The following is an 11,281-nucleotide window of genomic DNA, read 5'->3' as shown; positions in this document are numbered from 1 at the left end:
GGCGGAGTGGACGACGATAGGGGGCTCGGCGGTTGCGCTGCCGAGGTGTCCGGTAACGGTTCGTACAACCATTGCCCAACGCCTACAACCATTGCCCCGGGTCCGTGAGTCACGCAGGGCATGACTCACCCCATATCCAGACGTGCCCGATGGGTGGCGGGCGGGGCGCTCCTCGCGTGTGTGGCCGCCGTCACCCCCGCGGCCGCCGCGACCCCGCCCGCCGTGGGCTGCACGTCCGCCAAGGCCGGGCTCGCCGAGAAGCTGAAGAAGGACATCACCGCCGCGCTGTCGACCCGTAAGGGCACCATCGCCGTCGGGCTGTACGACCGGTCCACCCAGACCACCTGCACCCTGCGCGCCGGCACCGCCTACGACTCCGCCAGCGTCGTCAAGGTCACCGTCCTCGCCACCCTGCTGTGGGACGCGCAGAAGACCGGCCGGGCCCTCACCAGCCGGGAGAAGTCCCTCGCCACGGCCATGATCACCAAGTCGGACAACGCCTCCACCACCACCCTGTGGAAGCAGCTCGGCGTCACCAAGGTGAAGAACTTCCTCGCCGCGGCGGGCATGACCCAGACCAAGCCCGGCGCCAACGGCTACTGGGGCCTGACCCAGATCACCGTCACCGACGAGCAGAAGCTGATGAAGCTGCTCACCGCGAGGAACGCCGTGCTCACCGACGACTCCCGCTGGTACGTCCGCAAGCTGATGGGTGACGTGATCTCGTCCCAGCGCTGGGGCACCCCCTACGGAGCGCCCTCCGACGTCATCGTGCACGTCAAGAACGGCTGGCTGCAGCGGGCCACCCACGGCTGGCGGGTGCACAGCGTCGGCACCTTCAAGGGCGGCGGCCGCGACTACATGATCACCGTGCTGACCCACGGCAACAGCACGATGAACTACGGCATCACCACCATCCAGGGCGTCGCCAAGGTCATCCACCGCGATCTCGCCGCGAGTTGACTCCTGGCGGTCTCCCGCCCTTCACCGACCCGCCCTACGGTGACGCCCATGCGCATGCGAACCGCACTCTCCACCGCCACCGCCACCGCGGCCCTGGCGGCGGCCACCTGCCTGACCGCCGCCGGCCCCTCCTTGGCGGCCGGCCCGCAGCACCACACCTGTTCGCCGTACGTCTCCGTCGACCGCTTCTCCGACGCGCTCGACAAGACGACGTACCAGGGCACGTACGTGGGCAACTTCTCCGCGCTCGCGGTGGACCGGGACGGTTCGCTCGCGGCCGTGTCCGACCGTTCCGCGCTGTTCTCCCTGGACGCGAGGACGCTCGCGCCGCGCTCCGTCGTCCCGCTCGCCGACGAGAACGGCGCGCCCCTCGACTCCGAGGGCCTGGTCGTGGACCGCGACGGCACCCGGCTGATCAGCACCGAGGGGGAGCCGGCGGTCCGGCGCCACGCCGCCGACGGAAGGATCCTCGACCGGCTGCCGGTGCCGGACGCGCTGCGGGTCGCCCCGGCCGGGCGGGCCGTCCCCAACGGCACCTTCGAGGGCCTCACCCGGTTCCGCGGCGGCCTGCTCGCGTCCATGGAGTACGCGCTGTCCGGCGACTCGGCCGGCCTCGTCCGCTTCCAGACCTGGGACCGGCACCGGGGCGGGTTCACCCTGGCCGCCCAGTACGGCTACCGCGCCGACACCGGCCTCGGCGTCCCGGAGGTCACCGCCCTGCCCGACGGCCGGCTCCTGGTCCTGGAGCGCGGCTTCACCGCCGGCGTCGGCAACACCGTCCGCCTCTACCTCGCCGACCCGCGCCGCGCCACCGACACGTCGAGCATCGAGAACCTCACCGGCCAGGACGGCGTACGCCTCATCAGGAAGACCCTGCTCGCCGACCTCGCCGCCTGCCCCGACCTCGGCGCCACGGCGAAGCAGCCGCAGCCCAATCCGCTGCTCGACAACATCGAGGCCATGACGGTCACGGGCCGCGCGAAGGGCGGCGCGCTGAAGGTCCTGCTGGCCAGCGACGACAACCAGAACCCGGCCCAGACGACCCGCTTCTACTCCCTGCGAGTGCGCGTCTAGCCAGGCAGTACCGCGATCCCAACGCCCTGCGCGGGCGTTTTGCGGCGGTGCCCGGCTGGGCGCTCAGTCCAGGGCGGCGACGCCGGCCCGGGCGAACTTCTCGTCCAGGTCTCCCGAGGGCGCGCCCGCGACCCCGATGCCCGCGACCGGCGCGTTGTTCGCCGTCACCGGGACACCGCCGCCCAGGAACAGGGTGCCGGGGATGTCCTTGAGGTTCGGCGTGGTCTCCAGCCGCTTCACCAGCTCGGAGGTGGGCGCGTTCCACGACACCGAGGTGAACGCCTTCTTCACCGCCGACTCGTACGACTGCGGCCCCGCGCCGTCGCCGCGCAGCGTGACCAGGGTGTTGCCGTTGCGGTCGACCACCGCGACGGACACCCGCTGGTTCTCCTTCTTCGCGGCGTCCAGCACGGCCTCCGCCGCCTCGGTCGCCGCCGAGACCGACAGGTGGGTGGAGGTGAAGGTGTCCGAGGACTTCACCGCGGCGGGCCGGGCCTGCGCGGCCTGCGGCGCGGAGGCGTTGGCGGAGACGGCACCGAAGGTGCCGACGGCCACGGCGGCGAGGACGGCGCCGCCGGTGGCGACACGGGCGCGACGGGAGAACTTCTTCATGGCTCGGCAACTCCTGGATTCGACCGGGGGGCGATGCGTGCTTGCGGTATCCAGCCTGGGCCCGGATCCGGGGTGCACCCGTCGGCGTTCCGGCTGCTCCCGGGCAGCGGTACGGCTGACGCCGGGGTCATCCGAACGGTTGACCCCGGGGGCCGTGGTGCGGGGGACACTGAAGGTGTTTGCCCAGTTCACGGAGTCCGGTCACGGAGTCCGGTTCAGGGAGTCACGGAGCCCGGTCCACGGAGTCCGGTTCACGGCGGGAAGGCGGTCCGGCGGCATGCGGCCAGCACGGCAGGAGGGCGGGAGCGCGGTCCCGGGCGATCCCGACGCCCCCTGGCTCGCCGCCGTCATGCACGCCACCTTCTTCCTCCTGCTGGGCACATCCATGGCCCGCTACCTCCAGCGGCACGGCGACGAGCCCCGCGCCCCCTGGGTGATCGCGCTGGCCGTGGTCCTGGCGGGGCTGTACGTGATGGGGCGCTTCGGCGACCGGCCGGGGCTCGCGGTCGCCCGGCCGACCCCGCCCCGCCTGCTGTGGCTCGGTGCCGTCGTCGCCGTCTGGATGGTCCTGGTCGCCCTCGCGCCGAGCTTCGCCTGGGTCGCCGTCCCCCTCTTCTACGTCGCCCTGCGCCACCTTCCGCCCGGCGCCGCCTACGTCCTGGTCGCCGTGCTCACCGGGTTCGTGATCGTCGCCCAGCTCCAGCTCGCCCCCCGTTTCGACCTCGACCTGGTGGTCGGCCCGGCGGCCGTCGCCGGTTTCGCCACCGCGATCTTCACGCAGCTGCGCCGGCAGGCGGCCCGGCAGCGCGCCCTGATCGACGACCTGGTCCGCACCCGGCGGGAACTGGCCGCCACCGAGCGCCGCGAGGGCACCCTCGCCGAGCGCCAGCGGCTCGCCATGGAGATCCACGACACCCTCGCCCAAGGCCTGTCCAGCCAGCAGATGCTCCTCCAGGCCGCCGATCGGGTCTGGGAGTCCGACCCGGCGAAGGCCCGCGCGCACGTGCGGACCGCCGAGTCCGTCGCCGAGCACAACCTCACCGAGGCCCGCCGCTTCGTGCACGACCTCGCCCCCGCCGACCTGGCGCGCGGCGGCGGACTCGGCGAGGCGCTGCGGACGCTCGCCGCCCGGGAGTCCGGCGACCGGCTCACCGTCCGCGTCCACCTCGACGACGGGGGCCGCGCGCCGGAGCTGCCCGACCGGGTCCAGTCGGCGCTGCTGCGGATCGCGCAGGGCGCCCTGGCGAACGTACGGGAGCACTCCGGGGCCTCCGCCGCCGCGCTCACCCTCACCCTCCTCGACGACCAGGCCGTCCTGGACGTCGCCGACGACGGCCACGGCTTCGACCCGGCGGCGCTGCCGGACGCCCCGTCCGGAGGGCGCGGCCACGGCCTGCCCGCGATCCGGGCCCGGGTCCGCCAGCTCGGCGGCACGCTGGCCGTGGAGTCGGCGCCCGGAGAGGGCACGGTCCTGTCCGCCGCGATCCCCCTGGAGAACCCCCGATGACCGTCCGCATCCTGCTCTGCGACGACCACGCCGTCGTCCGCGCCGGACTGCTCGCCCTCCTGGACAGCGCCTCCGGCATCGAGGTCGTCGGGGAGGCCGGCACCGGCGAGGAGGCGCTGGCGCTGGCGGCGAAGCTCGCGCCGGACGTGGTGCTGATGGACCTCCAGCTCGGCGCCGGGATCGACGGTGTGGAGGTCACCCGCCGGCTGACCTCGGCGCCGGGCGGCGGACCGCACGTGCTGGTGCTCACCACGTACGACACCGACGCCGACATCACCCGCGCCATCGAGGCGGGCGCCACCGGCTACCTGCTCAAGGCGGAGCGGCCGGACGAGCTCTTCGCCGCGATCCACGCCGCCGCGCAGGGCCGCACCACGCTCTCCGCGCCGGTCGCGGGCCGGGTCATGGCCAACCTCCGCAACCCGCGCCCCACCCTGACCGACCGCGAGCGCGAGATCCTCGGCAGGCTCTCCCAGGGCCTCGGCAACCGCGACATCGCCAAGGCCCTGTTCATCAGCGAGGCCACGGTCAAGACCCACCTGGGCCGCATCTACGACAAGCTCGGCGTGGACACCCGGGCGGGCGCGGTGGCGGTGGCGAAGGAGCAGCGCCTGCTGCCGTGACCCACCCCGGTCCAGGGTCTCCCGGCGCCCCTCACCAGGCGGGCTTCTCGTACTCGTCGACCGTCCCGTCGCCGTCGGCGTCGCGCGGGTAGTCGTAGGCGTCGCCGTAGGTGTCCGTGTAGCGCATGCAGCGGCCCTCCGCGCGCAGCTCGGGCTCGTCGCTGTACCAGCCCAGCCGGACGGTGACCCGGACGCCGTCGTCGAGCGTGGTGGCGATGCCGCTCTCCACCTTCTCCACCTCGCGTCCCTCCGCCCGCCAGGAGGCCTCCAGGGCCTTCAGCGCGGCGCGGAAGTCGTCGGTGGTCGCGTACTCCAGGTCCCAGACGTAGATCGGCTCGTCCCGGGTGACCTTGCCGTCGTCCCAGCCGAAGTCGTCCACGCAGGAGGAGCTGCCGTCCTGGGCGGGGGAGGGCTGGCCCAGCGGCGCCGGGGACAGGGCGCGGTACACGGCGGCACCGGCCTTCGTGGTGGCCCGGACATGCTCGCGGAACTCGTCGGTCGTGCCCACCGGCCCGCCCGCCATCGTCTGACACCCCTTGGCGAGCAGCGCGAACAGCGCCACCAGGGCGACGGCGGCAGTGACCAGCACGGTGTTCTTCCTCATGCCGATGATCAAAGCCCGGCCCCGCGCGGGCCGGCAGCGCGCTGCTACTCAGGCGCGGTGCGCGCTGGTGCTCATCCCGGGATGAAATCCGGGGCGGAACACGTTGGGGCTTGTCGTGGACGATCAGACGGGGAAGCAGGACGTGGCAGCGGGACAGGGATGGGCGCGGAGACTGTGGGGGTACGCCTGGCGCTACCCGAAGGACGTCGTCCTCGCTCTCGGGTCCTCCCTGCTCGGCATGGCCGTCATGGCGCTGGTGCCGTTGATCACCAAGGTGATCATCGATGACGTGATCGCGGACAAGAGCCGCTCCATGGCGATGTGGGCGGCGCTGCTGATCGTCGCCGCCGTCCTCGTCTACGTGTTCACCTACCTCCGGCGCTACTACGGCGGGCGCCTCGCCCTCGACGTCCAGCACGACCTGCGCACCGCGATGTTCGGCACCATCACCCGCCTCGACGGGCGGCGGCAGGACGAGCTGTCCACCGGGCAGGTCGTCGGACGGGCGACCAGTGACCTCCAGCTGATCCAGAGCCTGCTCTTCATGCTCCCGATGACCATCGGGAACTTCGCCCTGTTCTTCGTCTCCCTGATCGTGATGGCCTGGCTGTCCCTGCCGCTCACCGCCGTCGCCATCGCCGTGGCCCCCGCGCTGTGGTGGATCGCCCGGCGCAGCCGCAGCAAGCTGCACCCCGCCACCTGGTACGCCCAGGCCCAGGCGGCGGCCGTCGCGGGCGTGGTCGACGGCGCCGTCAGTGGGGTCCGCGTGGTAAAGGGCTTCGGGCAGGAGGAGCAGGAGACCGGCAAGCTCCGGGACGTCAGCCGGCGGCTGTTCGCCGGGCGGCTGCGCACCATCCGGTTCAACGCGAAGTACACCCCGGCGCTCCAGGCCGTCCCCGCCCTCGGCCAGGTCGCCATGCTCGCCCTCGGCGGCTGGCTCGCCGTGGGCGGACACATCACCCTCGGCACGTTCGTCGCCTTCTCGGCCTACCTCGCCCAGCTCGTCGGCCCGGTCCGCATGCTCGCCGTGGTCCTCACCGTCGCCCAGCAGGCCCGCGCCGGCACCGAGCGGGTACTCGAACTGATCGACACCGAGCCCGCCATGCAGGACGGCACCAAGGAGCTGCCCGCCGACGCCCCGGCGACCGTCGAGTTCGACGACGTCTCCTTCGGCTACGAGGACGCCAACGGCAAAACCAGCCCTGTCCTGGACGGCCTCAGCTTCGAGATCCGCCCCGGCGAGACCCTCGCCGTCGTCGGCTCCTCCGGCTCCGGCAAGTCCACCGTCTCGCTGCTCCTGCCGCGCTTCTACGACGTCACCCACGGCGCCGTCCTCGTCGGCGGCCACGACGTCCGCGAGCTCACCCTGGACTCCCTGCGGGCCGCGATCGGCCTGGTCCCCGAGGACTCCTTCCTCTTCTCCGACACCGTCCGCAACAACATCGCCTACGGCCGCCCCGACGCCACCCAGGAGCAGATCGAGCAGGCCGCCCGCGCCGCCCAGGCGGACCGCTTCATCGCCGAGCTGCCCGAGGGCTACGACACCACGGTCGGCGAGCACGGCCTGACCCTCTCCGGCGGCCAGCGCCAGCGCGTCGCCCTCGCCCGCGCGATCCTCACCGACCCCCGCCTGCTGGTCCTCGACGACGCCACCTCCGCCGTGGACGCCCGCGTGGAACACGAGATCCACGAGGCGCTGGCCCAGGTCATGGAGGGCCGCACCACCCTGCTGATCGCGCACCGCCGCTCCACCCTGAACCTCGCCGACCGCATCGCCGTCCTCGACGACGGCCGGCTCGCCGACCTCGGCACCCACGAGGAACTCCAGGAGCGCTCGGCCCTGTACCGGCGCCTGCTCACCGACCCCGACGAGCTGGGCGGCGTCTCCCCGGGCCACACCCCGCCCGCCGGCCCCCAGGAGGAGGACACCTCCGTACGGGCCGAGCTGGACGCCGAGTTCGACGCCGAGCGCGGCATCACCCCCCGGCTGTGGGCGGGCGAGCGCACCCCGCGCGACTACGCGACGGACGGAGCCCCGGCCACCCCCGAACTCCTCGCCCAGGTCGAGGCGCTGCCCCCGGCCAAGGACGTCCCGGACATCGACGAGGCCCACGCGGTCACCCCGGAGGAGTCCTACGGCCTGCGGCGCCTGCTGCGCGGCTTCGGCCTGCCCCTGCTGGCCAGCCTCGCCCTGGTCGCCGTCGACGCGGGCAGCGGGCTGCTGCTCCCGGTGCTGATCCGGCACGGCATCGACAGCGGTGTCTCCGAGGCCGCCCTCGGCGCGGTCTGGGCGGCCTCCCTGCTCGCGCTGCTCGCGGTGACCGTGCAGTGGGCGGCGCAGGTGGGGGAGACCCTGATGACCGGGCGCACCGGTGAACGGGTGCTCTACGCCCTGCGCCTGAAGATCTTCGCCCAGCTGCAGCGGCTCGGACTCGACTACTACGAACGCGAGCTGACCGGCCGGATCATGACCCGGATGACGACGGACGTCGACGCCCTGTCGACCTTCCTGCAGACCGGCCTGGTCACCGCGTTCGTCTCGGTCGTCACCTTCTTCGGCATCATGGTCGCCCTGCTGGTCATCGACCTTGAGCTGGCGCTGGTCGTCTTCGCCACGCTGCCGCCCCTGATCATCGCCACCTTCTTCTTCCGCCGGGCGAGCGTGAAGGCGTACGAGCTGGCCCGTGAGCGGGTGTCGGCGGTCAACGCCGACCTCCAGGAGTCGGTGTCCGGCCTCAGGATCGTGCAGGCGTTCCGGCGCGAGCGGGACGGCGGCGCGCGGTTCGCCGAACGCAGCGACAGCTACCGGCAGGCCCGCATCCGCGGCCAGTGGCTGATCTCCATCTACTTCCCCTTCGTGCAGTTCCTGTCGTCGGTGGCCGTGGCGGCGGTGCTGATCGTCGGCGCCGGCCGGATCGACAACGGCACGCTGACGACCGGCGCGCTGGTGGCGTACCTGCTCTACATCGACCTGTTCTTCGCCCCGGTCCAGCAGCTCTCCCAGGTCTTCGACGGCTACCAGCAGGCCACCGTGTCCCTGGGCCGCATCCAGGAGCTGCTGCGGGAGCCGACGTCCACCAAGTCGGCCGACGAACCGCTCGACGTGCTCTCCCTGCGCGGCGAGATCGCCTTCGAGGACGTCCACTTCGCGTACGACTCCTCCGACGGGGCCGAGGAGGCCCTGACCGCCGTCGACCTGCGCATCCCGGCCGGCCAGACCGTCGCCTTCGTCGGCGAGACCGGCGCCGGCAAGTCCACCCTGGTCAAGCTGGTCGCCCGCTTCTACGACCCGACCGGCGGCCGGGTCACCGTCGACGGCACGGACCTGCGCGCCCTGGACATGACGGCGTACCGGCACCGGCTCGGCGTGGTCCCGCAGGAGGCGTACCTCTTCCAGGGCACCGTCCGCGACGCCATCGCCTACGGCCGCCCCGAGGCCACGGACGCCGAAGTGGAGGCCGCGGCCCGGGCGGTGGGCGCCCACGAGATGATCGCCACCCTGGACGGCGGGTACCTCCACGAGGTCGCCGAGCGGGGCCGCAACCTCTCGGCCGGCCAGCGCCAGCTGATCGCACTGGCCCGCGCCGAACTCGTCGACCCCGACATCCTGCTCCTCGACGAGGCGACGGCCGCCCTGGACCTGGCCACCGAGGCCCAGGTCAACCAGGCGACGGACCGGCTGGCGGGCCGCCGTACCACCCTGATGGTCGCCCACCGGCTGACGACGGCCGCCCGCGCGGACCGCGTCGTGGTGATGGCCGACGGCCGGGTCGCCGAGGACGGCACCCACGACGAGCTGCTGGCACTCGGCGGACGGTACGCCGAACTGTGGCGCACGTTCGTCGGTGAGCCGGTCGGCGCGGAGCTCGCCTGACGGTCGTCGCGCAACCGTTCGGCGTACGCCCGGCGTCCGTACACCAGTACGCTCATCGCCGGGGTACGGGGAGGACGACACTGTGGACAGTGGTGCGATACGCCGACGGGCCGGGGCTGTGCTGGCCGTGCTGACCGCGTCCGGGCTGCTGGCCGTCGCGGCGCCGGGCGAGGCGCAGGCCGCCGGGACGTCGTGCCCGGGGCGCAAGGTCCGGACGGTGCCGTTCTCCACGGGATCCGTGCAGATCTACCGCAGCGGCGGCACGGTGTGCGCCTTCACCCTCGCCAAGAACCCCGGCCGGAAGCGGACGATGGCGGTCAGTGTGCGGGCGCGCGGCCACAACCCGGTGTCGTACCAGGGCAAACACCGGCGCAAGACGCGCACGGTCGCGCTCTGGGCGGGCCAGCGCTGTGTGAAGGTGACCGGCCGGGTGGGCGGCGGATCGGTCAGTTCCGGCTGGATACTTTGCTGAACCGATGCATGCCGGATCCGGGTTTGTCGGTAAGTCCCCTGGTGTGATCGTCCGTTGCTCCGATAGCTTCCGGGCGCACATCTGACTCACAGGGGAGGGTGCATGCGCAAGGCGCTCAGATGGCTGCTGGCGCTCACGGTGCTCATAGGCACGTTGAGCACGGCGGGGTCGGCCACCGCCGCCCAGCCGGAGGCCACCGACATCAAGGACCGGCTGCTCGCGATTCCGGGCATGAGTCTGGTCGAGGAGAAGCCGTACACCGGTTACCGCTTCTTCGTCCTCAACTACGCCCAGCCGGTCGATCACCGGCACCCGTCCAAGGGCACGTTCCAGCAGCGGATCACCGTGCTGCACAAGGACGTCAGCCGGCCGACGGTCTTCTACACCGGCGGCTACAACGTCTCCACGACCCCGAGCCGGCGCGAGCCGACGCAGATCGTGGACGGCAACCAGATCTCCATGGAGTACCGCTACTTCACGCCGTCCCGGCCGGCCCCGGCCGACTGGACCAAGCTGGACATCTGGCAGGCGGCGACCGACCAGCACCGCATCTTCACGGCGCTCAAGCCGGTCTACGACCAGAAGTGGATCTCCACGGGCGGCTCGAAGGGCGGCATGACCGCCACCTACTACGAGCGCTTCTACCCGCGCGACATGGACGGCGTCGTCGCCTACGTCGCCCCCAACGACGTGGTGAACCGGGAGGACTCGGCCTACGACGAGTTCTTCGCGAACGTCGGCACCGAGGAGTGCCGGGACCGCCTGAACGGCGTGCAGCGCGAGGCCCTGGTGCGCCGGGAGCCGCTGGAGCAGCGGTACGCGGCGTACGCGGCCGAGAACGGCTACACGTTCAAGACGGTCGGCAGCCTGGACAAGGCGTACGAGGCGACCGTCCTCGACTACGTGTGGGGCTTCTGGCAGTACAGCCTGCTCTCGGACTGCGACACGGTCCCGGCGGACGCGAAGAACGCGACGGACGAGGAGATCTGGACCTCCATCGACACCATCGCGGGCTTCTCCTTCTACACCGACCAGGGCCTGGAGCCGTACACGCCGTACTACTACCAGGCGGGCACGCAACTGGGCGCCCCCACGATCGTGTTCCCGCACATCGAGCGGAAGTACATCCGCTACGGCTACCTGCCGCCGCGGTACTTCGTGCCGCGGGACATCGAGATGCAGTTCCAGCCGTGGGCCATGCGGGACGTGGACCGCTGGGTGCGCACCAACGCCCGGCAGATGCTCTTCGTCTACGGCGAGAACGACCCGTGGGGCGCGGAGCCGTTCCGCCTCGGCAAGGGCGCGCGCGACTCGTACGTCTTCACGGCACCTGGCGCCAACCACGGCGCGCGGGTGGCGGGCCTGGTCGACTCCGAGAAGGCCCTCGCGACGGCGAAGATCCTGGAGTGGGCGGGCGTCGCCTCCGCCTCGGTCCAGGCCAACCCATCCGCGGCCAAGCCCCTGGCCAAGTTCGACGCGAAGCTGGACAAGCGGGGGGTGGAGCGGACACTGCGTCCGTAACGTTCCCTGACGTGCACGGTGTTGTACTGAC

Annotated in this window: 9 protein-coding genes; 7 read left to right on the top strand and 2 right to left on the bottom strand. The window is 72.2% G+C overall.

All coding sequences use genetic code 11. The annotated features are described in order from the left end of the window. The first annotated feature begins 120 nt into the window (after positions 1-120). Together M8H82_RS30205 and M8H82_RS30200 are read left to right on the top strand one after the other, a co-directional pair. Entirely contained in the window at positions 121-963 is an 843-nt protein-coding gene (locus tag M8H82_RS30205; RefSeq protein ID WP_250078251.1) for a serine hydrolase, read from the top strand. 48 nt (positions 964-1,011) lie between these two features. Then, the gene (locus M8H82_RS30200) at positions 1,012-2,037 is read left to right on the top strand and encodes an esterase-like activity of phytase family protein (protein WP_250078250.1); all 1,026 of its coding nucleotides are present in this window, start codon (positions 1,012-1,014) and stop codon (positions 2,035-2,037) included. A 63-nt stretch (positions 2,038-2,100) separates the two neighbouring features. Here the strand turns inward: M8H82_RS30200 and M8H82_RS30195 are convergent, their stop codons facing one another. After that, on the bottom strand, positions 2,101-2,649 hold the full coding sequence (locus M8H82_RS30195; protein WP_250078249.1) for a heme-binding protein: 549 nt from the start codon (positions 2,647-2,649) through the stop codon (positions 2,101-2,103). Positions 2,650-2,926: 277 nt separating this feature from the next. Here M8H82_RS30195 and M8H82_RS30190 point away from each other — a divergent pair, with 277 nt between their 5' ends. Both M8H82_RS30190 and M8H82_RS30185 read left to right on the top strand, forming a co-directional pair. Then, the gene (locus M8H82_RS30190; RefSeq protein WP_250078248.1) at positions 2,927-4,156 is read left to right on the top strand and encodes a sensor histidine kinase; all 1,230 of its coding nucleotides are present in this window, start codon (positions 2,927-2,929) and stop codon (positions 4,154-4,156) included. After that, complete coding sequence (locus M8H82_RS30185) at positions 4,153-4,779, top strand: response regulator transcription factor (RefSeq protein WP_250078247.1); 627 nt, start codon at positions 4,153-4,155, stop codon at positions 4,777-4,779. The genes M8H82_RS30190 and M8H82_RS30185 overlap by 4 nt, the downstream gene beginning before the upstream one ends. A 31-nt stretch (positions 4,780-4,810) precedes the next feature. On the opposite strand, the gene M8H82_RS30180 is transcribed toward M8H82_RS30185, so the two are convergent. Continuing rightward, a complete protein-coding gene (locus M8H82_RS30180; protein ID WP_250078246.1) occupies positions 4,811-5,383 on the bottom strand; it encodes a hypothetical protein in 573 nt (190 codons plus the stop codon). 115 nt (positions 5,384-5,498) lie between these two features. Between M8H82_RS30180 and M8H82_RS30175 the strand changes: the two genes are divergently transcribed. The 3 genes from M8H82_RS30175 (at position 5,499) to M8H82_RS30165 (ending at position 11,250) form a co-directional block, all read left to right on the top strand. Further along, positions 5,499-9,257, top strand: a complete 3,759-nt coding sequence (locus M8H82_RS30175; protein ID WP_374211716.1) for an ABC transporter ATP-binding protein — start codon at positions 5,499-5,501, stop codon at positions 9,255-9,257. Between the two features lie 82 nt (positions 9,258-9,339). Continuing rightward, positions 9,340-9,729, top strand: a complete 390-nt coding sequence (locus M8H82_RS30170) for a hypothetical protein (protein ID WP_250078245.1) — start codon at positions 9,340-9,342, stop codon at positions 9,727-9,729. 102 nt (positions 9,730-9,831) lie between these two features. Then, positions 9,832-11,250 (top strand): S28 family serine protease, encoded by a 1,419-nt coding sequence (locus M8H82_RS30165; RefSeq protein WP_250078244.1) that lies wholly within the window; start codon positions 9,832-9,834, stop codon positions 11,248-11,250. Positions 11,251-11,281: the final 31 nt, after the last annotated feature.

Source organism: Streptomyces sp. YS415, assembly GCF_023544665.1.
In the GTDB taxonomy this organism is placed as follows: Bacteria; Actinomycetota; Actinomycetes; order Streptomycetales; family Streptomycetaceae; genus Streptomyces.
Note: the sequence above shows the minus strand (reverse complement) of the source record. Positions and strands in the feature narration are given on the sequence as shown.

Coding starts and splice junctions, on each gene's coding strand:
- M8H82_RS30180 (WP_250078246.1), bottom strand. CDS start 5,383: ATGAGGAAGAACACCGTGCTGGTCACTGCCGCCGTCGCCCTGGTGGCG.
- M8H82_RS30190 (WP_250078248.1), top strand. CDS start 2,927: ATGCGGCCAGCACGGCAGGAGGGCGGGAGCGCGGTCCCGGGCGATCCC.
- M8H82_RS30185 (WP_250078247.1), top strand. CDS start 4,153: ATGACCGTCCGCATCCTGCTCTGCGACGACCACGCCGTCGTCCGCGCC.
- M8H82_RS30195 (WP_250078249.1), bottom strand. CDS start 2,649: ATGAAGAAGTTCTCCCGTCGCGCCCGTGTCGCCACCGGCGGCGCCGTC.
- M8H82_RS30165 (WP_250078244.1), top strand. CDS start 9,832: ATGCGCAAGGCGCTCAGATGGCTGCTGGCGCTCACGGTGCTCATAGGC.
- M8H82_RS30205 (WP_250078251.1), top strand. CDS start 121: ATGACTCACCCCATATCCAGACGTGCCCGATGGGTGGCGGGCGGGGCG.
- M8H82_RS30200 (WP_250078250.1), top strand. CDS start 1,012: ATGCGCATGCGAACCGCACTCTCCACCGCCACCGCCACCGCGGCCCTG.